This is a genomic window from Novosphingobium naphthalenivorans NBRC 102051 (assembly GCF_001590985.1).
Classification (GTDB): Bacteria; Pseudomonadota; Alphaproteobacteria; order Sphingomonadales; family Sphingomonadaceae; genus Novosphingobium; species Novosphingobium naphthalenivorans.
Window position 1 is genome coordinate 31,172 of sequence record NZ_BCTX01000003.1, and the last position, 19,376, is coordinate 50,547.

At 66.0% G+C, this 19,376-nt stretch carries 24 protein-coding genes and 1 tRNA gene; 11 read left to right on the forward strand and 14 right to left on the reverse strand.

Annotated features, from left to right (window positions below; genetic code table 11):
• Positions 1 to 24: 24 nt before the first annotated feature.
• Positions 25 to 429, reverse strand: a complete 405-nt coding sequence (locus NN5_RS01750) for a GFA family protein (RefSeq protein ID WP_067732411.1) — start codon at positions 427 to 429, stop codon at positions 25 to 27.
• A gap of 13 nt (positions 430 to 442) precedes the next feature.
• A complete protein-coding gene (ssb, locus tag NN5_RS01755; protein ID WP_067732336.1) occupies positions 443 to 1,024 on the reverse strand; it encodes a single-stranded DNA-binding protein in 582 nt (193 codons plus the stop codon).
• Between the two features lie 406 nt (positions 1,025 to 1,430).
• On the opposite strand from ssb, the gene NN5_RS25575 reads away from it, so the two are divergent.
• The gene (locus tag NN5_RS25575) at positions 1,431 to 1,862 is read left to right on the forward strand and encodes a hypothetical protein (protein ID WP_157080960.1); all 432 of its coding nucleotides are present in this window, start codon (positions 1,431 to 1,433) and stop codon (positions 1,860 to 1,862) included.
• An 88-nt stretch (positions 1,863 to 1,950) separates the two neighbouring features.
• On the opposite strand, the gene feoB is transcribed toward NN5_RS25575, so the two are convergent.
• The 4 genes from feoB to NN5_RS01775 all read right to left on the reverse strand — a co-directional run bounded on the left by feoB (position 1,951) and on the right by NN5_RS01775 (position 5,490).
• Entirely contained in the window at positions 1,951 to 3,795 is a 1,845-nt protein-coding gene (feoB, locus tag NN5_RS01760; protein ID WP_067732337.1) for a ferrous iron transporter B, read from the reverse strand.
• Positions 3,792 to 4,046 carry a FeoA family protein gene (locus NN5_RS01765; RefSeq protein ID WP_067732338.1) on the reverse strand — a complete coding sequence of 85 codons (255 nt, stop codon included), beginning with the start codon at positions 4,044 to 4,046 and terminating at the stop codon, positions 3,792 to 3,794. The genes feoB and NN5_RS01765 overlap by 4 nt, the downstream gene beginning before the upstream one ends.
• A 133-nt stretch (positions 4,047 to 4,179) precedes the next feature.
• A complete protein-coding gene (locus tag NN5_RS01770) occupies positions 4,180 to 4,833 on the reverse strand; it encodes a COQ9 family protein (RefSeq protein WP_067732339.1) in 654 nt (217 codons plus the stop codon).
• 12 nt (positions 4,834 to 4,845) lie between these two features.
• On the reverse strand, positions 4,846 to 5,490 hold the full coding sequence (locus tag NN5_RS01775; protein WP_306305097.1) for an ankyrin repeat domain-containing protein: 645 nt from the start codon (positions 5,488 to 5,490) through the stop codon (positions 4,846 to 4,848).
• A gap of 77 nt (positions 5,491 to 5,567) precedes the next feature.
• Between NN5_RS01775 and NN5_RS01780 the strand changes: the two genes are divergently transcribed.
• From NN5_RS01780 to NN5_RS24905, 7 genes are read left to right on the forward strand one after another with little or no spacing between them, the layout of a single operon-like run.
• Positions 5,568 to 6,197 (forward strand): SCO family protein, encoded by a 630-nt coding sequence (locus tag NN5_RS01780; protein WP_067732341.1) that lies wholly within the window; start codon positions 5,568 to 5,570, stop codon positions 6,195 to 6,197.
• 4 nt (positions 6,198 to 6,201) lie between these two features.
• Positions 6,202 to 6,720 carry a YcgN family cysteine cluster protein gene (locus tag NN5_RS01785; RefSeq protein WP_067732342.1) on the forward strand — a complete coding sequence of 173 codons (519 nt, stop codon included), beginning with the start codon at positions 6,202 to 6,204 and terminating at the stop codon, positions 6,718 to 6,720.
• A gap of 5 nt (positions 6,721 to 6,725) precedes the next feature.
• Complete coding sequence (locus NN5_RS01790) at positions 6,726 to 7,451, forward strand: M48 family metallopeptidase (RefSeq protein ID WP_067732343.1); 726 nt, start codon at positions 6,726 to 6,728, stop codon at positions 7,449 to 7,451.
• Between the two features lie 41 nt (positions 7,452 to 7,492).
• Complete coding sequence (locus NN5_RS01795) at positions 7,493 to 7,984, forward strand: hypothetical protein (protein ID WP_245656136.1); 492 nt, start codon at positions 7,493 to 7,495, stop codon at positions 7,982 to 7,984.
• Positions 7,981 to 8,967 carry a bifunctional diaminohydroxyphosphoribosylaminopyrimidine deaminase/5-amino-6-(5-phosphoribosylamino)uracil reductase RibD gene (gene ribD / locus NN5_RS01800; protein ID WP_373280316.1) on the forward strand — a complete coding sequence of 329 codons (987 nt, stop codon included), beginning with the start codon at positions 7,981 to 7,983 and terminating at the stop codon, positions 8,965 to 8,967. Before NN5_RS01795 ends, ribD begins: the two co-directional genes overlap by 4 nt.
• Entirely contained in the window at positions 8,952 to 9,569 is a 618-nt protein-coding gene (locus tag NN5_RS01805; protein ID WP_067732346.1) for a riboflavin synthase, read from the forward strand. Before ribD ends, NN5_RS01805 begins: the two co-directional genes overlap by 16 nt.
• Before the next feature lie 4 nt (positions 9,570 to 9,573).
• On the forward strand, positions 9,574 to 9,885 hold the full coding sequence (locus tag NN5_RS24905; RefSeq protein WP_084384671.1) for a hypothetical protein: 312 nt from the start codon (positions 9,574 to 9,576) through the stop codon (positions 9,883 to 9,885).
• A gap of 33 nt (positions 9,886 to 9,918) precedes the next feature.
• Here NN5_RS24905 and NN5_RS01815 read toward each other — a convergent pair whose 3' ends face one another.
• From NN5_RS01815 to NN5_RS01835, 5 genes are all read right to left on the reverse strand, one after another.
• A complete protein-coding gene (locus NN5_RS01815) occupies positions 9,919 to 10,305 on the reverse strand; it encodes a type II toxin-antitoxin system VapC family toxin (RefSeq protein ID WP_067732348.1) in 387 nt (128 codons plus the stop codon).
• The gene (locus NN5_RS01820; protein ID WP_067732349.1) at positions 10,302 to 10,550 is read right to left on the reverse strand and encodes a type II toxin-antitoxin system Phd/YefM family antitoxin; all 249 of its coding nucleotides are present in this window, start codon (positions 10,548 to 10,550) and stop codon (positions 10,302 to 10,304) included. The genes NN5_RS01815 and NN5_RS01820 overlap by 4 nt, the downstream gene beginning before the upstream one ends.
• Positions 10,551 to 10,632: 82 nt before the next feature.
• A complete protein-coding gene (locus NN5_RS01825; RefSeq protein WP_067732350.1) occupies positions 10,633 to 11,175 on the reverse strand; it encodes a GNAT family N-acetyltransferase in 543 nt (180 codons plus the stop codon).
• A complete protein-coding gene (locus tag NN5_RS01830; RefSeq protein ID WP_067732351.1) occupies positions 11,175 to 12,353 on the reverse strand; it encodes an amino acid aminotransferase in 1,179 nt (392 codons plus the stop codon). The genes NN5_RS01825 and NN5_RS01830 overlap by 1 nt, the downstream gene beginning before the upstream one ends.
• Before the next feature lie 101 nt (positions 12,354 to 12,454).
• The gene (locus tag NN5_RS01835) at positions 12,455 to 13,291 is read right to left on the reverse strand and encodes a DUF1134 domain-containing protein (protein ID WP_067732352.1); all 837 of its coding nucleotides are present in this window, start codon (positions 13,289 to 13,291) and stop codon (positions 12,455 to 12,457) included.
• 278 nt (positions 13,292 to 13,569) lie between these two features.
• Between NN5_RS01835 and NN5_RS01840 the strand changes: the two genes are divergently transcribed.
• A tRNA-Ser gene (locus NN5_RS01840) sits at positions 13,570 to 13,660 on the forward strand.
• Between the two features lie 67 nt (positions 13,661 to 13,727).
• Here NN5_RS01840 and NN5_RS01845 read toward each other — a convergent pair.
• Positions 13,728 to 14,066, reverse strand: a complete 339-nt coding sequence (locus tag NN5_RS01845; RefSeq protein WP_067732353.1) for a hypothetical protein — start codon at positions 14,064 to 14,066, stop codon at positions 13,728 to 13,730.
• 101 nt (positions 14,067 to 14,167) lie between these two features.
• Between NN5_RS01845 and trhO the strand changes: the two genes are divergently transcribed.
• Both trhO and NN5_RS01855 read left to right on the forward strand, forming a co-directional pair.
• Complete coding sequence (gene trhO, locus NN5_RS01850) at positions 14,168 to 15,145, forward strand: oxygen-dependent tRNA uridine(34) hydroxylase TrhO (RefSeq protein ID WP_067732412.1); 978 nt, start codon at positions 14,168 to 14,170, stop codon at positions 15,143 to 15,145.
• Entirely contained in the window at positions 15,129 to 15,767 is a 639-nt protein-coding gene (locus NN5_RS01855; RefSeq protein ID WP_067732354.1) for a glutathione S-transferase, read from the forward strand. Before trhO ends, NN5_RS01855 begins: the two co-directional genes overlap by 17 nt.
• A gap of 238 nt (positions 15,768 to 16,005) precedes the next feature.
• On the opposite strand, the gene cobA is transcribed toward NN5_RS01855, so the two are convergent.
• On the reverse strand, positions 16,006 to 16,785 hold the full coding sequence (cobA, locus tag NN5_RS01860) for a uroporphyrinogen-III C-methyltransferase (RefSeq protein ID WP_067732355.1): 780 nt from the start codon (positions 16,783 to 16,785) through the stop codon (positions 16,006 to 16,008).
• Positions 16,782 to 19,373: a nitrate reductase gene (locus NN5_RS01865; RefSeq protein WP_067732356.1), complete on the reverse strand. Its 2,592-nt coding sequence runs from the start codon at positions 19,371 to 19,373 to the stop codon at positions 16,782 to 16,784. The genes cobA and NN5_RS01865 overlap by 4 nt, the downstream gene beginning before the upstream one ends.
• Positions 19,374 to 19,376 lie beyond the last annotated feature (3 nt).

Here is a 19,376-nt window from a genome sequence, read left to right on the forward strand (position 1 = left end):
CAGACCGCCCCCCCGAGACCACACTCAGCCGGGCAGCCCGCCCATTCCGGGGACCCACTCCAGCCCCTCATCCCAGTCGGCGCGGCTGGCAAGGCAGATATGGGCATCGGGGCGAAGGCCGACATCGCCGTCCAGACTGCCGGCCGGCACGGTTATCCATGCCCCGTCCCCCTGCACGTCCGGCACGGGCGCCCCGCACCGGGCACAAAAGCTGCGCGCGTGACGCGTGCCTTCGACCTTGTAGGAGGTCACGTTTTCACGCCCCGAAAGCCAGGTCAGCTCCGCCGCCGCCGAAATCAGATTGGCAGCGTGGGCCGAGCCCGTCCCCTTCCGGCAACGCGAGCAATGGCAAAGAAAGAAGCCGTCGAAATCGCCCTCGACCCGGAACGTGACGCTGCCGCAGAGGCAGGAACCGGTTCGGACTAACATCATGATCGCGCGATCAGAACGGGATATCGTCGTCCAGATCGTCGCCGAAGCCGCCGCTGCCGCCCGAGGAACCGCCGGTGCGGCCCCAATCGTCACCGCCGCTGGAGCCACCACCAGACGAACCGCCCGAACGGCCCCAGTCGCCGCCGCCGACCGAGCGGCTGCCACCGCCGAAGCCGCCGCCCGAAGAGCCGCCCTCGTTCCAGCCGCCGCCACCGCCGCCGCGCTGGCCACCGCCGCCGGGCGCACCGTCGAGCATGGTCAGCACGCCGCCCATGCCGCCGACCGAAATCTCGGTGGTGTAGCGGTCATTGCCGTTCTGGTCCTGCCACTTGCGGGTGCGCAGCTGGCCTTCGATATAGACTTTCGACCCCTTGCGCAGGAAGCGTTCGGCCACGCCGACAAGACCGTCCGACTGGAGCACGACGCTGTGCCACTCGGTGCGCTCCTTGCGCTCGCCGGTCGCGCGGTCCTTCCAGCTTTCGGAAGTCGCGATGCGCAAGTTGGCGATGCGCCCGCCGTTCTGGAACGACTTCACCTCGGGATCGGCCCCGAGATTGCCGATGAGAATGACCTTGTTGACGCTGCCTGCCATGATGGAATCGCTTTCCTGTGAACTTTGGCGGATGGGTTAGCGAAGGACAGGGCTTTCTGCCAACTGCCGCCGGGGCTGTTTTCCCCGTTTGGTGGGAATGGGCAGGCTGGGCGTTACGCTAAATTCCGGCCTGAACGACGGATGGCTTTCACGAAGGCACTAAGATGCCGGATAACCGGGAAGCAGGGGAACTCCCGGCGAAAGAACTCGTCACCCCGCGAAGGCGGGGCCCCGCTTCCTTGTCGTCACCTCGCCCAGACAGAGCGGAAGCCGAAGAAAAGCGGGATCCCCGCCTTCGCGGGGATGACGGGAATGGGTGGGAGAGAAGAGTGAGCTCGCTGGATGGCCGCTTTGTCAGGGTGAGCAGACATTGCTTTGAACCCAGCGATATGAAATCACTTGCTGCATGAGGATCAAAGCAGACGAATACGCGGACCTGCGGGATTGGCTCGCAGTTGTGTCGCCTCTTGTATTCAATTTGCGCGAACTTCCTCCTGAACTATCTCCAATCGCCACGTTGGACGGTATTGCTGAGAAGTCACCCGCGAAGGCAAGAGAAGGTCTGTCGATGGCGATCGGCGACATTGTTGAAATGACCAACATGTGGCCATCTCACACGATTTCCGGGCTGAACGAGAAGCTTGCTGATGCAGGCTTGCCTAGCTTCTCAACTGTTCGATCGCGATTCTCCCAGTCTATTCAGACCATACTCCGGAGGGGGAAGATCAAAAACAAACGAGAGTATTGTGCTGTTCGTAATGCCGTTGAAGAGTCGCCGCACAACGAGGGCGCTCTTTGGAGTTTGCTAGCGGACTACGAAAGACGAATTACACCTTAAGCGTCCGCTAAGTCGGCGTATCCGGAACGTCGCCTTTTGAGACGAAAGCATCCAAAAACGGCCATCGCAACCTGACGCGGAAACGCCCCTAAAGCCCCGCCGCCACCGCGATCCAGTACGTCGCGCCCGCCGCCACATAGGCAAGGCCAAACAGGTAGGCGAGCATGAACGCCGGCCACTTCCAGCCATTGGTCTCGCGCCGGGTCACGGCGATGGTGGACATGCATTGCGGCGCGAAAACGAACCACGCCAGGAACGCCAGCGCCATCGGCAGGGTCCAGCGGCTCTTGAGCTGGTCGCCCAGTTCGGCGGCCTGCTGGTCCTCGTTGTCACCGGCATCGACGGCATAAGTCGTCGCCAGCGAGGAGACGGCAACCTCGCGCGCGGCCATGGCGGGGATCAGCGCCAGGGCCATGTCGCGGTTGAAGCCGATCGGCTCGACCACTACGGCAAGGCCATTGGCGAGCTTGCCCGCGATCGAGGCATCGACCTGGCTCTCGCCGGGCTTGGCCTGCGGAAAATTGAGCAGGATCCACAGCACCACGGTGACAGTGAAGATGATCGTGCCCGCGCGGCGCAGGAAAATCCAGGCGCGCTGCCACAGGCCGATCGCCATGTCCTTGAGGCGCGGCAACTGGTACTTGGGCAGTTCCATGATAAAGCCCGAAGCCTCGCCCTTCGTCACCGAGCGGCGCAGGATCAGCGCAACCAGCATCGCGCCGAGCACGCCCGCGACGTAGAGCGCGAAAAGCACCAGCCCCTGCAGCCCCACGCCGCCGCCCACATTGGTGTTGGGAATGAAGGCAGCGATGATCACGGCATAGACCGGCAGGCGCGCCGAGCAGGTCATCATCGGCGCGATCAGGATCGTCGTCAGCCGGTCCTTGGGATCGGTGATCGAGCGAGTCGCCATGATGCCGGGAATGGCGCAGGCAAAGCTGGAGAGCAGCGGAATGAAGCTGCGCCCCGAAAGCCCCACGCGCGCCATCAGCCTATCCATCAGGAAGGCCGCGCGGGCCATGTAGCCCGAAGCCTCCATCGCGAGAATGAAAGCGAAGAGGATGACGATCTGCGGCAGGAACACGACGACCGCGCCGACACCGGAAATCACGCCTTCGGTGATGAGGTCGCGCAGCAGGCTGGGCGGCATCAGCGCCTTCACGGTATCGTGCAGCCATGTCACCCCGGCATCGAGCGCATCAGCGAACGGCGTTGCCCAGGCGAAGACGGCCTGAAACACCACGAACAGCAGCGCCAGCAGGATCACCGGGCCAAGCCAGGGATTGAGCAGCATCCGGTCGAGCCGGGCATGGAGGCGGTGGCGCTTCGATTCGGACAGGATTGCGGCGTCCGCCATGGCATGAGCGGCCACGCGGCGCTCGGTCTGTGTCAGATTGGTGATGCCGGGGCCCGGATGGCGCGCTTCGGCCGAGGCAATCGCCTCGCCCAGTTCGCCGAGCCCGCGCCGCCGCACCGCGACGGTCGGGATGACCGGCACGCCGAGTTCTTCCTGCAGCACCGCCGGATCGAGCACCAGCCCGTCGCGCTCGGCCAGATCGACCATGTTGAGCGCGACAACCGTGGGCTTGCCCAGCGCCAGCACTTCCTGCGCGAAAACCAGATGCTGTTCGAGGTTCGAGGCATCGAGCACCACGATCAGCACGTCGGGGGCGGCCTCCCCCGGGAAATGGCCGCTGATGACCTTGGAGGTCACTTCCTCGTCCGGACTCGTCGGATCGAGGCCATAGGCACCCGGCAGATCGGTCATCTCCACCGGTTCGCCGGTGGGCAGGATGAAGCGGCCCGACTTGCGCTCGACCGTCACGCCCGGATAGTTCGCGATCTTCTGGCGCGCGCCGGTCAGGGCATTGAACAGCGCACTCTTGCCCGCATTGGGATTGCCAACCAGCGCGACTTTGCGGGGACGGCTCAAATGCTGGCCCTCTCAAGGATTTCGACGTTCATCGCCAAAGCATGGGTCCGGCGCACGGCCACCGTCATGCGTCCGACCGTGACGGCGATCGGGTCCCGGCCGCCCAGAATGCCGCGATGGGCAACGGCGACACGCGCGCCCTCTTCAAGCCCCAGCGCGCGCAGGCGGCGGGCCTCTTCGGGCACGAGCGCCGACCAGTCGACCGCAACGATGCGGGCGGTTTCGCCGATGGGTAGCAAGTCGAGAGTCATGAGAGATTTGCTGCCAGATATTGCGACCAATTGCAACTGGTTCGCAATATCCATGAGGACTTGTCATTGTCCCGGATCAAATTGCCGCATCGCCCCGGCAAAAGCCGGAAATCCCGGCTCCCCGCACTGCGCCTCAATGCGCTGGATAGCGGATGCGGCCCAGCAGGCGAGTCATACTGAAACGCTCGTCCGGCTTGCGCAGGACCTGGCCCTTGGCCTTTTCGAAGCGCATGATTCCCTCGATCCGGCGATCCAGAAAAGCGCGGGTCTCGACCTTGTCCTCGCTGGTATCGCGGGCGAAGACCTGCAGCGTGGCAGCATAGATGCCCGCAAGGATCGCGCGCTTGGTGTAGTGGTTGTAATCGGTCGCGGTATCCCCCGCGAGCCGCCACATCCGGTCCGCGCTACGCCATCCCAGCCGTGCCGAGGCGGCCAGATTGCGAGGCAGCGCCATCACTGCCAGCGCACGCGTGAGCGCTTCCTCCCGCCCGGCCACGGCATCGAGCCGGGCCATGACCAGACGGCGGATGCGTTCGCGGATGGGCAGATTCGACAACGCCGCCGCGGGAACCGTTTCCGCCATGCGCGCATCGACATGGCCGATCCAGGCCTCGATCATCGCCATCTGCCCCTCACGGAAGGCGAACAGGGCAAGATCCCGGTCCACGCCCGCCATCTCGGCCGCGTGCTTCACGGCATCCGTGCTCCAGCCGTCGAAAGCGGCGGCATCGGCGATGGCCGGGGCCAGTTGCACGCGCAGGGCGTCGAGAGTCGCGGGATCATTCATCAATCGTCTGCCTCAGAAGACCGGGCCGTAGACCGGCTTGGAAGATTTGGAAGCGCCCTTCTTCGCGTAAGTCTCGATCGTGTTTACGAGACTGTTGCCGTCCCCTTCGAGCTTCGCATAGTCGCGCGCGCTGCGGCCCGAATTGTCCGCCCAGTCCGGATCGGCGCCTGCTTCCAGCAGCGCCTTGATGAGCTGCGTATCCTTGCGGTGCACCGCGGAAATCAGCGGCGTTTCGCCGGCATCGTTGGAAACGTCGGTGCGGGCGCCATGTTCGACAAGGAACTCGGCCCCGTCGCGCCAGCCCAGATTGACTGCCAGTTGCAGCGGGGTGAGCCCATGGTCGTCGCCCTGATTGACGTTGGCGCCCTTGCCGATGAGGTAGCTCAGCCAGGTCAGATCGCGCCGCTGGGTAACGATGTGCAGCGCCGTCTCACCGGTCGAGACATCGCGCGCGTTGACGATCGAACCCGAGTCCATGATCGCCTGCTCGACCTTCTCACCCTCTTTCTTCTTCACCGACTCGAGGAACTTGTACCCATCGGAAAAATCGGCCCATGCGGGCGATGGCAGGACCAGACCCATGGCCAATGCGGGAATGGCGGCCTTCAGGATGGCCCGCGAAAGGGAAATCCTGCTTGCGGTCTTACGCTTCGACACCTTGAAATTCCTCCGGACTTTTCTCGATCGCAGGACGCCCCGCCAGCCGCGCCTTGCATAGCCGCGTTTAGCAGAGCATGAACCGGCGCGCCATGACCTACCAATATTCCCGGATTGCAAAACTCGCGTTTGGCCTTGCCCTGGCCGCGCCTGTCATCATGCCGCTCGCCGCGTGCCAGCAGCAGCCGCAGGCGGAAAGCCCGCCGCTGGAAGGCGCGGCGATCGGCGGCCCCTTCACGCTGGTGGACAAGAACGGCAAGACCGTCACCTGGGACCAGTTCAAGGGCGAATGGCGGATCGTCTATTTCGGCTACACTTTCTGCCCGGACGCCTGCCCGCTGGACGTGCAGGCGATGATGCGCGGCTTCAACCTCTTCACCAAGGCGCACCCGGATCTGGCAGCGAAAGTGCAGCCGATCTTCATTTCGATCGACCCCGCGCGCGACACGCCCGAAGTCATCGGCGAATGGACCGGCGCTTTCGGCCCGCGCCTGATGGGCCTGACCGGGACGCAGGAGCAGGTGAACAAGGCCGCCGATGCCTTTGCCGTCTATCACAAGCGCGGCGCGGATACCGCCGGCGGCTACCTGATGGACCACAGCCGCATCAGCTACCTGATGGACCCCAACGGCAAGCCGATCGCCATGCTGCCGACCGACAAGGGCCCCGAAGCCGTTGCGGCCGAACTGGCGAAATGGGTGAAATAAGCCAGTGAGCGCAGACAAACCGTTCTGGGAACGGCCGCTCGCCTCGCTCAGCCGCGAGGAGTGGGAAGCCCTGTGCGACGGGTGCGGCCAGTGCTGCCTGCACAAGGTGGAGGACGCCGATACCGGCGAGATCTACCACACCAATGTCGCCTGCAAGCTGCTCGACCTCAAGACCGCGCGCTGCAGCGACTATGCCCACCGCCGCCGCTTCGTGCCCGACTGCATCCGCCTGACTCCGGAAACAGCAGGCGAACTGGCCTGGCTGCCGCTCAGCTGCGCCTACCGCCTGCGCGCCGAAGGCGATCCGCTGCCCGAATGGCACTATCTCGTCTGCGGAGACCGCGAGGAAGTGCACCGCGCCGGGATGTCGGTGGCCGGCAAGGTCATCAGCGAGACAGTCGCCGGGCCGCTCGAACACCACATCGTCTGGCCCTACGGCGATGACGATGACGACCTCGGGGACGGGGATGAATACGAAGACGATGACGAGGACGGCGTCACCCAGCCCTGGGATGTGAGCTGAGGCCCATGCTCGACTGGCTGCGCCGCGATCCCCATGCCGAGCCCACCGTGGAGATCGCCGGACGCGCCCTGCCTGTGGTGATCCGGCGGCTGGAGCGTGCGCGGCGCATGACCATGCGGCTCGCGCCCGACGGCAGCGAAGTGCGCATCTCGATCCCGCGCTGGACCCGCACCGCCGAAGCCCTCGCTTTCGCGCAGTCGCGCCAGGACTGGCTCGCCCGCCAGATCGCGGCGCTGCCCCCCGCCGTCACTCTGGCCCATGGCGCCGAACTGCCGTTCCGGGGCCGCCCCCTGCAACTGGTTCATGACCCGAAAGCCGCGCGCCGCCCGGTAGTGACGGACACCGCCCTGCATGTCGGGGGACCCCAGTCCTCGCTCGAAACGCGGCTGCTGCGCTGGCTGCGCGCCGAAGCGCTGGACGTGCTGGCAGTGGACCTTGCCGAATACTGCGCGCGCGCCGGACAGCCCGCCCGGCGCATCGCCTTGTCAAACGCGCGGCGGCGCTGGGGATCGTGCGCGCCCGATGGCTCGATCCGGATCAACTGGCGGCTCATCATGGCGCCCGACATGGTGCGCCGCTCGGTGGTCGCGCACGAAGTGGCGCATCTCGTCCATTTCGACCATTCCCCGGCCTTCCATCACTGCCTGAAAGAGCTGTTCGAAGGTTCGGTTCATGAAACCAACCGCTGGCTCAACACGCACGGCCGCGCGCTCTACGCGCCATTCGGGTAGCGTTCAGCCCGATTAGCGCCTAGATAGCGCCGATGGTTTTCATGAAGCGTTCGGGATACTGGAAAGACGTCAGCCCTACCGGGATGATCGCGGACTTCCGGCTGGTCTGGAATCAGGCCGGTCATAACCGCTGGCGCATCGCCGCGCTGGCCGGTGCCTGCACTTTCGGCGTGTTCTACCTGATGGCCCAGCAGGAAGGCGAAGCGCCGCATCCGCCGCCCAAGGTGATCTACATCTCCACCCTGCCCGCGCACCGCAGCGACGAGGAGATCATGAAAGAGAACCTCGCCAACCAGAAGCGCAAGGAAGCCTGGCTGGCCGAGCAGGCCAAGCGTGACGCCGAAGTGCGCGACATCTATCGCACCATCGGCCGCGCCTCGGGCATGGACGTCGACAAGATCGAGCACGACGCCGCCGTCGAACGCGCCGCCGAGGCAAAGGCCGCGGACGAAAAGGCCAAGGCGGAAATCGCCGCCGGCCGTGCTGCCGCCGAAGCCAAGGCGAAACAGCAGCAGGAACAGCAGCAGCAGTGACCTTGGCGGGGGACGGGGATGCGCGCTGGCTCGCGGCCGCTGCCGCCCTGGCCGCGCGTGCCCGGCCGCTGAGCCGCCCCAATCCGGGCGTCGGCGCCATCCTGGTAAAGCAGGGCCGCGTGATCGCGCGCGGCTGGACCCTGCCCGGCGGGCGCCCCCATGCCGAGGCGGTCGCGCTCGAAGCCGCTGGCGAGGCCGCGCGCGGGGCCACGCTTTACGTCACGCTGGAACCTTGTGCGCACCGGTCGGCGCGCGGCCCGGCCTGCGCCGATCTGGTCTGTGCCTCGGGCGTGGCGCGCGTCGTTATCGGCTGCATGGACCCGGACCCGCGCACGGCGGGCAGCGGCATGGCGCGCATCCGCGAAGCCGGGATCGCAGTCGAATACGTTCCATCGGCCGCGTGCGAGGCCAGCCTTTCGGGCTATCTCGCCACGAAGCACCTCGGCCGCCCCGAAGTCACGCTCAAGCTCGCCCTCTCGCTCGACGGCTGCATTGCCATGGCCAGCGGGGAAAGCCAGTGGATCACCGGGCCGGAAGCCCGCGCCCACACCCATGCCATGCGCGCCAAGGCCGACGCGATCCTCGTCGGCGGCAGCACCCTGCGCGCCGACAATCCCCGCCTCGACGTGCGCCTGCCGGGCCTTGGCCAACGCAGCCCCGAGCGCTGGGTGCTGACTCGCGGCGAAGCGCCCGAAGGCTGGCGCGCCCTGCCCTCGCCCTCGGCGATTTCGGCAATGGAAGGCGTGCAGTACCTCTTCGTCGAAGGAGGCGCGGTTACGGCTACCGCCTTTCTTGCCGCCGGTCTGGTCGACCGCCTGCTGATCTACCGCGCGCCGATCCTGGTCGGCGGCCGTCCGGCGCTGGGCGACTTCGGGCTGGCCTCGCTCGCCGGCGCCCACGGAAAATGGCACCTGCGCGAACGGCGGCAGCTTGGCAGCGACACTCTGGAAGTTTACGAGGCCCGCTTATGTTCACCGGAATAATCACTGCCATCGGCACGATCCGCGAAGCCCGCCAGGACGGGGACCTGCGCGCCGTCATCGCCTGCCCCTTCGACCCCGCCGGCATCGCCATCGGCGCCTCGATCGCCTGTTCGGGCGTGTGCCTGACCGTCGTCGAAAAGGGCGGCGCGCCCGGAGATGCGTGGTTCGCCGTGAACATCTCGGGCGAATCGGTCGCCCGCACCGTTCCTGGACGCTGGCAGGTGGGAACTCAGCTCAACCTCGAACCCGCGCTGAAACTGGGCGACGAACTGGGCGGCCACATCGTCACCGGCCATGTCGACGGCACCGGCACCGTGGCGAGCGTGACCCCGGAAGGCGATTCGAAAAAGTTCGTGATCGCCGCGCCGAAGGAACTGGCACCCTACCTCGCCCCCAAGGGCTCGATCACGGTCGATGGCGTGTCCCTCACCGTGAACGAAGTGTCCGATCAGCCGGATGGCACCTGCCACTTCACGCTCAACATCATCCCGCATACGGCCGAAGTGACCACTATCGGGGCGTTGAAGGCAGGGGACGGCGTGAACCTGGAGATCGACGTGCTGGCGCGGTATCTGCAGCGGATGCAATCGCTGCGGGGGTGAGGCAATGGAGCGGCTTGAGCGCGACACACCACTTCCAAGCCCAATGCAGGGAAGCTGGAGTGATACAAATGATCCCTCGTCAAAGCTGATCATCAACGGCGGTGAGATTACCTGCTTCGGCCAAACTGTCGAATATGACTATAAGCTCGTTAGTTATGAAGATGGCGCCCTCACTGTAAGCCTCAGGATCAATAATCCGGCATCCGAAGACGAATTTCAGCGCGTAAATATAACTGAACTCGTCATCACCCCAGAAGGTGAATTTCACGCCTACAATACCAAATTCGCAAGTGAGTTTATCCGGATAGATGGCTGATCGCAGCTTGTTCACCCCGAGCTTGCCAAAGCCTCAAATCCGCCGGATCGGCCCCGGATATTGCGCCACAATCTCGTCCGCCGTCACCAGTGTGATGCCCTCGACCATAGCCTGCGCAATCAGCAGCCGGTCGAAGGGATCCTTGTGGATCGCGGGAAGCACGTCGATCTCAACCGCATGTTCGCTCGCGATCGCCAGTTCGGCGTAGCCGTTATCCAGCAGACCGCGCCGGATCAGCCGGGCATTGGCGGAGAAATCCTCACGCCCCAAAGCGCTCTTGATCGCAATTTCCCACATGCTGGCCGCGCTGAAGACCAGTTCGTTGTTCAGGTCTTCCAGCAGGTCCCGCGCCGCCGGCGACAGCCGCTCCGGAAAGCCCGCCGCCCAGAGGAGCACATGGGTATCCAGCAGCAGCTTCACGGACGGCCGTCAAACAACGCGCCGATCTCATCCGCGCCCATGCGATCGAAATCGGCGGGCACCTTGAGCTCCCCCTGCATGAACCCCAGGCGCTTGGCCTTCCTGCCGGGCTCTCCCGCATCCAGCGGCACGATCTTGGCCACCGGCTTGCCCGCCTTGGCGATCAGGAAGCTGCCGCCATGCAGAACCCGTTCGAGGAGCCGCGACAAGTGCGTCTTGGCCTGATGAATGTTGACCGTTTCCATGACAACCCCGGACTTAGTCCACTTGACTTAGTCTATACTGTCCACAGTGCGTCATCAAGCCGCTTCGGCAGTACGGCACCGGTCAGCCGGAAAGCGGCCCGCCCGCAAACCCCTCGCGCGTGATCTCGTAGATCACATGCCGCACCATCGCGCCGCCGCGTTCGAACGTCCGCGTGCGGTCGGTCAGGACGCCGCCGATGTTCTCCATCGCCCGGCGCGAGATCACGTTGTCCTCGCCCACCTGGAAGATCGCGACGGGATAGTGCGCCAGCGCGTGGGCCAGCATCAGCCGCTTGAATTCGGCGTTGTAGCCCTTGCCCCAATAAGCACGAGCCAGGAACGACCAGCCGATCTCGATCTGGCCGGGGCCTTCGATCTCGGGCTTGTCGAACTGGCTGGAGCCGATGATTTCCCCGCTGGCCTTGTCGATGATCGCCAAGGCCCCGCCGCGCGTGAAGGCATCGGCGAAGAACTGGCGGAACACCGGCTCCTGCCAGCGGTCGTGCGAGGGATGTTTCGCCCAGATCTGCGGATCGCTGGCGACGGCGTAGAGCGCGTCCCAGTCTTCGCGGACGAGGGGCCGGAGCGTGAGCCGGTCCCCTTCGAGGACCGGCTGGCGGTCCATCAGACGGTCACGGCCGCGACGGCGGCGATGAACTGGTCGATATTGCCCATGGTCAGGCCGGCCACGTTGATGCGGCCCGAACCGGCGAAGTAGATACCGTGCTGCGAACGCATCGCCTGCACCTGCTCCGGGGTGAAAGGGATGATCGAGAACAGGCCGTTCTGCCCGCCGATGGGCGTGAGGTCGACGCCGCCGGTCTTGCCGGCCGCGGCGAGCTTCGCACGCACCTGCCGCATACGGTCGCGCATCTCGTCAAGCTCGGCGAGCCAGTCGGCCGTCAGCGCCGCATCTTCCAGCACCAGACGGACAGCGGCGGCACCGTGATCCGGCGGCTGCGACCAGTTGGCGCGGGCCAGCGAGTGGCCGTTCGACATGACCTTGGTGAGATCCGCCGGATCGGCGACCATCGCATAGAGCGCGCCGACGCGGTCCCGGTAGAGGCCGAAGTTCTTGTCGCACGAATAGGCGATCAGCGCTTCCGGCACGGCAGCAAGCACGCGGCGCAGGCCATAAGCGTCTTCCTCCATGCCCATGCCAAGGCCCTGATAGGCCAGATCGATGATCGGCAGCAGCTTGGAAGCCGCGAGCAGGCCCGCGATCTCGTCCCACTCGGCGTGTGAATAGTCGATGCCGGTCGGGTTGTGGCAGCAGCCGTGCAGCAGGATGGCGTCGCCTTCCTCAGCCGCCGCGATGGCGCCGCGCAGGGCAGCCATGTCCGTGGTGCCGTCAGCAGCAGCGTGGTTGAACTCGACGACGCCGAGGCCAAGGTCGGCGCAGATCTGGTTGTGGTTCGGCCAGCTCGGCTTGCCGACGATCACGCGCTTGTAGCCGGCGCGCTTCACCATGCCGAGCGCGAGACGCAGCGAGCCAGTGCCGCCCGGCGTCTGCATCCCTTCGATCCGGCCGCCCATGTCGGGGCTGTCCTTGCCGAAGACATAGGGCATCAGCGCCGCGACGAAGCCCATGTCGCCCTCGGGCCCGAGGTAGGCCTTGGTGTCCTGCTCGGCGGCCAGCTTCTTTTCCGCGGCCTTGATCGAGCGGAACACCGGGGTGTCCCCCTCCGCCGTCTTGTAGACGCCGACGCCGAGGTCGATCTTGTCGGCGCGCGGGTCCGCGTTGTGGAGCTTGATCAGCGCAAGAAGCGCGTCGGCGGGCTGTTGCTGAAGGTCAGTAAGCATGGCGGGCGCGGCCTTACTCCCGCTCGGCACGGGGTGCAACAGGGGAGTGCGCAAGATACTTTCGCGCGCTCAAACAAGGCGCGAAACTGTACTCGCCCGGATCAGAACGGCAGCCACCGCTGCTTGTGCGAGAACTTCATGTAGCCGATGTTCGCGCCCAGCCGCAGACCGGCCCCCGCGCGCACCGGGATCAGCACGATATTGCCGCGGCGCAGGTAGCTGACAGTGAACCCGCCCACCAGATAGGCCTGCCCTTCGCCCGCGCCGAAGCGGTGAAACAGATCCTCGCTATCGTAGAGATTGTACACCAGCACGAAAGCGCTGGCGGCATTGGCGCCCGCGTCGAAGCCGATCGAAGGGCCGGTCCAATAGACCGGCTGCTCGCCCTCGACCTTGTGGTGCAAGGTGCCCGAGCCATAGCGCAAGCCCACTGCCAGCGCGCCGCCGGCTTCGCGGCCGACGATATAGGCATTGGGTTCGCCCTGCTTGGCCAGCAGGTCCTTGATGAGATCGGCAAGGCCCTTGGCCCCCTTGCCGAATACGCCTTCGGCCGCGCCGATCAGGTCGTCCTCGCGATAGGTGGAGCTGGTATCCTGGACGGGGGGAACCGAACTGGCACCCGGTGCGGGCGCGCCCAGCTGATCCGCCTTCCAGTCCGCAACCCCGCTTTCGGTTTCGATCGGCGTGCCGTTTCCAGTGGCCTGAGCGGCAGGCTGCTGCGACGGCAGCTCTCCCGAAGGCGCCGGAGCCGGAGTCTGGGTAGCAGCGGGCGCCGGATTGAGATCGGCATCGATCGCGGCATCGGGATCGACCGTCGTAATCTGGGCCAGAGCCGGACCGGCCGGTGCGACAACCGCGAGCAGCGCCGCCGCCAGGGCAACGAGCGACCGGCCGGCGCGGCGGCGCACCGTCTCCGGATCGTGTTTGCTGACTGGCATTATGTGGCCCTCCCCTATGCTTGTACGGCCCGAAAATCATGACTGCCCCGAAAACCGGGACGGACGCGCCTGCCCCGATGCGGGACAAATGACGCACACTCAAGAGAATGCACTGCACCTTACCCCGCAATGAATGGGCGACGGAGCGAGTCGGTTTTGCGGCGGATCGAATCGCGAAGGCCCCTGTTCCGCCGCTTTCAAGGAAATCGCACAATCGGCATTCCCCCCCCTTGCTGCCCTGAAAGGCCATCGCTATAGGGACGCGCCTAGCCGCAGCCGGAGACGTGGGTGAGTGGCTGAAACCAGTTCCCTGCTAAGGAACCGTACTCGATTAGGGTACCGTGGGTTCGAATCCCACCGTCTCCGCCACTTTCCGGCCTTCACAGCGCACAGAAAGCGCCCGGACGGGCCCTGCAGGTCACTTTTTCGCGCAAGATCACTTGTCCGCGCGCAGTGACTTTCCGATCAGGAACAGGTGCAGGGCATGAATGCCCACGAACAATAGCGCCACGCAGAGAATCACCGGGACTTCCAGCCATTCCTGCCCTGGCCTTGGCGTCATCAGCACGGACAGGACGACCGTGAGCAGAAGCACGCAGGCCGCCAGAACCGGCGTAAAGGCAAGGGCGGCCCGTCTCGGCGCCGTCCAGATGACCGAACCATCCAGAAGCCACTGCATGGGCAGCCTGGCCTCACGATGAAGACGCACATCGGCCCGCCATGACATGGCGATGAGAACAGCCATGGCGATCAGCGCGATGAGAGACTGGGCCATACCGAAGTCCTTTCCCGTCAGTGTCCATCCCGAATCTACATCATCTGCACCGGATTATCTGCAACATTTCACCTGCCGCGGCTTCGCGCTATGGGCCCGCCATGCAGATCCCTCATCCCGAATCCAACGCCCCGGTTTGCGTGGCCGCTCTCTATCGCTTTGCCCCGTTTGAGGACTTCGCGGGCCTGCGCGATCCCTTGCTGGACTTGTGCACCCGCGAGGGCATTCGCGGCACGCTGCTGCTTGCGGCAGAGGGCATCAACGGCACGATCGCCGGATCGCGCGAAGGGATCGGCAAAGTGCTGGAACACATCCGCGCCCTGCCCGGCTGCGCGGATCTCGACGTCAAGCTGTCGGGCGCGTCGGCCATGCCGTTCCACCGCATGAAAGTGCGGCTCAAGCGCGAGATCGTCACGATGGGCCAGCCGGACATCGATCCGCTGGCGAGCGTGGGCACTTATGTCGAGCCGCAGGACTGGAATGCGCTGATTGCCGATCCCGGCACGATCGTGATCGACACGCGCAACGATTACGAAGTGGCCGTCGGCACCTTCGAGCGCGCGATCGATCCCAAGACCGCCAGCTTCCGCGATTTCCCCGAATGGTTCCGCGCCGAACGCGAACGGCTGCTGGGGACGGGAACGCCGCCGAAAGTCGCGATGTTCTGCACCGGCGGCATCCGCTGCGAGAAATCGACCGCGTTCCTCAAACAGGAAGGGATCGAGGAGGTCTACCACCTCAAGGGCGGCATCCTGAAGTACCTCGAAACCGTGCCCGAGGAAGAAAGCCTGTGGCGCGGCGAATGCTTCGTCTTCGACCAGCGCGTGACGATCGGCCACGGCCTGGTCGAGGGCAGCTATGAACTGTGCCACGCCTGCCGCCGCCCGGTGAGCGCGGAAGACCAGGCCTCGCCGCTCTACGAAGAAGGCGTCAGCTGCCCCGCCTGCTATGGTGAGCGCACCGATGAACAGCGCGCCTCCTACCGTGAACGGCACCGGCAGGAGCTGCTCGCGGCACAGCGCGGCGAGACGCATGTCGGGGCCCGTTATGTCGGAAACACGGATGATCCTGCCGGCTGATCCCGTCCTCTACAGCTTCCGCCGCTGCCCTTATGCGATGCGGGCAAGGCTGGCGCTGGCCGTCAGCGGCACCCGCTGCGAGCTGCGCGAAGTGAAGCTCTCGGCCAAGCCCGAGGCCATGCTGGCCGCTTCGCCCAAGGGGACCGTGCCAGTGCTGGTCCTGCCCGGCGACGCCGTGATCGACGAGAGCCTCGACGTGATGCGCCACGCCCTTGCGCTTGGCGATCCGGAAGCCTGGCTGGCGCGCAACGACGCCGCACTGATCGCGGCGAACGACGGGCCCTTCAAGCACGATCTCGACCGCTACAAGTATCCCGAGCGGCACGGCTCGGATGCCCTCGCCCACCGGGAAAGCGCGCTGGCCTTCCTGCGCGATCTCGACGCGCGGCTGGCGGCGGCAGGCCAGCTTTGCGGTCCGGTGCGCGGGCTGACGGACATGGCGGTGATGCCTTTCGTGCGGCAGTTCGCGGCAGTGGACCCGGCGTGGTTCGGCGCGCTGCCGCTGCCTCACCTCAAGGCGTGGCTGGCGGGGCACCTGGCATCGGACCTGTTCGCCGCGATCATGCTGCGCGTGCCGCCATGGTCGCCCGGCGATGCGCCAGTGCGATTTCCGCCGGATTAGGACATGACGGCCCCTTTCGTCATTGCGAGCCCGAAGGGTGAAGCAATCTAGGGCGGTGCCACTGTGCTCTGGATTGCCGCGGCCCTGCGGGCCTCGCAATGACGAAGGAAGGGGACAAAAGTCATCTGCACTTGGTTCCGTTCGTATCGAGCGAAGTCGAGACACGTTGAACCCGCGCTCCGGGGTCGCGACTTCGCTCGACACGAACGGTGAGGAAGCGGATTTCCCGTGCGATGCCTTATCCGGCGAATCCCGTCGCCACTTGCACCACCGCGGCTTCCACCTCGTCCGGCCGCGCCATCGCGGCGCCGATCAGCAGCAGCGCCGGGCCATCGCCCAGCGCCGTGCGCGCGGCCAGCGGCAGCAGGTCGAGCCGGGTGTGGAAATGACGCTCGGTGGGCAGGCTGGCGCTTTCGATCAGCGCCACCGGCGTATCGGCCGGGAGCCCCGCTGCGATCAGCCTGGCGGAAACTTCCGGCGCGGCCGCCTTGCCCATGTAGACCGCCAGCGTCGCTTCGGGATCGGCCAGCCGGTCCCAGTCGAGCTGCAATTCCTCGCCCGCGCGGGCATGGGCGGTTACGAAAGTCAGCTTGCGGGCAAGGCCGCGCAGAGTGAGCGAAGCGCCAAGGCTGGCGGCGGCGGCGCTGGCAGCAGTCACGCCGGGGCAGATGCGCACCGGCACGCCCGCCGCGCGGCAAGCGTCGAGTTCCTCGGTCGCGCGCCCGAAGATCGCCGGATCGCCGCCCTTGAGGCGCACGACCTTCTCGCCTTGCAGCGCCGCCTCGACGATCAGCTTGTCGATCGTCCCCTGATCCTTCGAATGACGGCCCGAGCGTTTTCCGACATGGACCAGCCGCGCCGAACGGGCGGCCATCTCCAGAATGTCCGGGCCGACCAGCGCGTCGTAGAAGACCACCGTGGCCTCCCCGATCAGGCGTTCGGCCTTACGGGTGAGCAATTCGGCATCGCCGGGGCCTGCGCCGACAAGCCATACCGATCCGAGGGGAAAATCGGTCATTGGGCAGCTTCCTGTTCGAGAGAGGAATAGATTTTGATGAGCTTGGCGATGGCCGGACGGCACGATCCGCAATTGGTGCCCGCCTTGGTGCAGGCGCCCACTTCGGCCACGGTGGCGGCACCGTCATGGACGGCGAGCGCAATGTCCTTTTCGCCGACGCCATGGCACACGCAGACGATCGGACCGCGATCGGGCAGCGGCGTGCTCGGTCGTCCGGCCAGCAGTTCCGATGCGCTGGCGTCGTCGAGGCCGAGTTGCCCTGCCGCCCAGGCTCGCGCCGGCAGTTCGCCCGAGCGGGTCAGATAGGCCGCCGCGACCAGCGCGCCCTGCTCGCCGCGCACGGCGATCCGGCGCATTCCGCGCACAGCGTCGGCCACTTCCAGACGCTCGCCTTCGGGCAGCAGCACGGCGAGGTCGATGGTGCCCTCACCGGCGAGTTCATAGAGCCAGCCCGTCTTCACCCGTGAGCGGGTCCAGTAGAGCAGGCCTTCGGGCGCGATCACATCGCCGCGCACGACGAAGGCCCGCCATTCGGGCTGCACTGCCACAACGCGCGCGGCGCTGTTCTTGTAGCCGGGTTGGCCGGAGACGGGGTCCACCGCCTGTGAGGGCAAACGGTTCGAGCGCCCCTCCCCGGCCATGGCGTCAGCCCAGTGCATCGGCACGCAGATTTCTCCCTGCCGCTGCCCCGGGGACACGCAAACACGATAGACGGACGCACCGCTGGCAGTCTCGACCCGGCCCAGCCCGCCATCGGCCAGCCCGAACGCTTCCGCATCGGCGGGGTGCACTTCCAGCAGCGGCTCGGGGCGGTGCTGCGACAGCGCGGGCGACAGGCCCGTGCGCGTCATCGTGTGCCACTGGTCGCGGTAACGGGCGGTGTTGAGACGCAGCGGGAACGCGGCGCTCGTCACCGGCGCAGGCGGCGTCAGGCTGACCAGCCGCGCCTTGCCCGATGCCGTGGGATAGCCGCGCGAGAGCGGGCGTTCGCCGCCCCACTGGAACGGCTCCAGCGCTTCGTATTGCGCCGCGCTGATCGCGGCATGGGCCGTCAGGTCCAGCACTTTGCCGCGCGCCTTGGCCAGCGCCGTCATCTGCGCATATTCGCGGAAGACATCCGCCGCGCTATCCCAGGCGAAGCTGTCGCCCCAGCCCATGCGCGCCGCCACGTCAGCCACGATCTGCCAGTCGGCACGCGCCTCGCCCGGAGCCGGAAGCAACATGCGCTGACGGCTGATGCGGCGTTCGGAATTGGTAACAGTGCCGTCCTTCTCGCCCCAGCCATGCGCCGGCAGGCGGACATGGGCGAAGCGCCCGGTGTCGGTATCGGCAATGATGTCCGAGACCACGACGGTCGGGCAGCGCGAGAGGGCTTCGCGCACGAACTGGCTGTCCGGCAGCGAAACCGCCGGATTGGTGGCCATGACCCAGAGGAACTTGATCCGCCCTTCGTGGACAGCGCGGAACATGTCGACCGCTTTCAGGCCCGGCCCCGCACAGATATTCGGCGCGTTCCAGAACTCCGCCACTTCCGCACGCTCCCCGGCGGAAAAGCCGAGGTGGCACGCGAGCATGTTGGCCAGGCCTCCCACCTCGCGCCCGCCCATGGCATTGGGCTGGCCGGTGATGCTGAACGGCCCCGCGCCGATCCGGTTGATCCGGCCTGTCGCGAGGTGGAAGTTGGTGATCGCATTGCCCTTGTCCGTGCCGCAGACCGACTGGTTCGCGCCCTGGCTGAACAGGGTAATCATGCGCGGATGGTTCGCCACCAGATCGCAGAGCTGTGCGAAGATAGACTCGGGGATGCCGGATTCACAGGACAGGCCGTCCCAGAACCCGGCATCCTCCTCCACATGGGCGGCAAGGTATTCCTCGTCCACCAATCCGCGCCGCTTCATCTCGGCGAGCAGCGCGTTGAACAGGGCAATATCGCCATCGGGCGCGACCGGCACGTGCAGGTCGGCTTGCTCGGCAGTTTCGGTCCTGCGCGGGTCGATGACAACTATTTTCGTGCCCCGCCGCTCGCGGGTCTTTTCGAGCCGCTGCCAGACCACCGGATGGCACCATGCCGTGTTGGAGCCGACCAGCAGCACGAGGTCGGTAGCGTCGAGATCCTCATAGGAGCACGGCACCACATCCTCACCGAACGCGCGGTTGTAGGCGGCCACGGCGCTCGCCATGCAGAGGCGGGAATTGGTATCGACATTGCCGGTGCCGATGAAGCCCTTCGCCAGCTTGTTGGCGGCGTAATAGTCTTCGGTCAGCAACTGGCCGGAAAGGTAGAGCGCGACGCTGTCCGGCCCATGCTCGGCCACGCATTCGCGCATCCGGCCCGCGACGAGATCGAGCGCCTCGTCCCACGACGCCGCGCGATCGCCGATCATCGGCGTCAGCAGGCGTCCTTCAAGACCCACCGTCTCGCCCAGATGCGTGCCCTTGGAGCACAGCCGCCCATGATTGGCCGGGTGCGCGCGATCCCCGGTGATGACAACCCCCCGATCATCACCACCGGAAACCTCGGCGGAAACCTCGGCGGCAATGCCGCAGCCGACGCCGCAATAAGCGCAGGTTGTGCGGATCACCTCCATGGC

Bases quoted from the DNA above. Each gene is read 5' to 3' on its own strand.
- NN5_RS01855 (WP_067732354.1), top strand. From the start codon at position 15,129: ATGATCCTGCCGGCTGATCCCGTCCTCTACAGCTTCCGCCGCTGCCCT.
- NN5_RS01820 (WP_067732349.1), bottom strand. From the start codon at position 10,550: ATGGAAACGGTCAACATTCATCAGGCCAAGACGCACTTGTCGCGGCTC.
- NN5_RS01830 (WP_067732351.1), bottom strand. From the start codon at position 12,353: ATGCTTACTGACCTTCAGCAACAGCCCGCCGACGCGCTTCTTGCGCTG.
- NN5_RS01835 (WP_067732352.1), bottom strand. From the start codon at position 13,291: ATGCCAGTCAGCAAACACGATCCGGAGACGGTGCGCCGCCGCGCCGGC.
- NN5_RS01865 (WP_067732356.1), bottom strand. From the start codon at position 19,373: ATGGAGGTGATCCGCACAACCTGCGCTTATTGCGGCGTCGGCTGCGGC.
- cobA (WP_067732355.1), bottom strand. From the start codon at position 16,785: ATGACCGATTTTCCCCTCGGATCGGTATGGCTTGTCGGCGCAGGCCCC.
- NN5_RS01790 (WP_067732343.1), top strand. From the start codon at position 6,726: ATGCTCGACTGGCTGCGCCGCGATCCCCATGCCGAGCCCACCGTGGAG.
- NN5_RS01805 (WP_067732346.1), top strand. From the start codon at position 8,952: ATGTTCACCGGAATAATCACTGCCATCGGCACGATCCGCGAAGCCCGC.
- NN5_RS01825 (WP_067732350.1), bottom strand. From the start codon at position 11,175: ATGGACCGCCAGCCGGTCCTCGAAGGGGACCGGCTCACGCTCCGGCCC.
- NN5_RS25575 (WP_157080960.1), top strand. From the start codon at position 1,431: ATGAGGATCAAAGCAGACGAATACGCGGACCTGCGGGATTGGCTCGCA.
- NN5_RS01750 (WP_067732411.1), bottom strand. From the start codon at position 429: ATGTTAGTCCGAACCGGTTCCTGCCTCTGCGGCAGCGTCACGTTCCGG.
- NN5_RS01780 (WP_067732341.1), top strand. From the start codon at position 5,568: ATGAACCGGCGCGCCATGACCTACCAATATTCCCGGATTGCAAAACTC.
- ssb (WP_067732336.1), bottom strand. From the start codon at position 1,024: ATGGCAGGCAGCGTCAACAAGGTCATTCTCATCGGCAATCTCGGGGCC.
- NN5_RS01795 (WP_245656136.1), top strand. From the start codon at position 7,493: ATGAAGCGTTCGGGATACTGGAAAGACGTCAGCCCTACCGGGATGATC.
- NN5_RS01765 (WP_067732338.1), bottom strand. From the start codon at position 4,046: ATGACTCTCGACTTGCTACCCATCGGCGAAACCGCCCGCATCGTTGCG.
- NN5_RS24905 (WP_084384671.1), top strand. From the start codon at position 9,574: ATGGAGCGGCTTGAGCGCGACACACCACTTCCAAGCCCAATGCAGGGA.
- trhO (WP_067732412.1), top strand. From the start codon at position 14,168: ATGCAGATCCCTCATCCCGAATCCAACGCCCCGGTTTGCGTGGCCGCT.
- NN5_RS01770 (WP_067732339.1), bottom strand. From the start codon at position 4,833: ATGAATGATCCCGCGACTCTCGACGCCCTGCGCGTGCAACTGGCCCCG.
- NN5_RS01845 (WP_067732353.1), bottom strand. From the start codon at position 14,066: ATGGCCCAGTCTCTCATCGCGCTGATCGCCATGGCTGTTCTCATCGCC.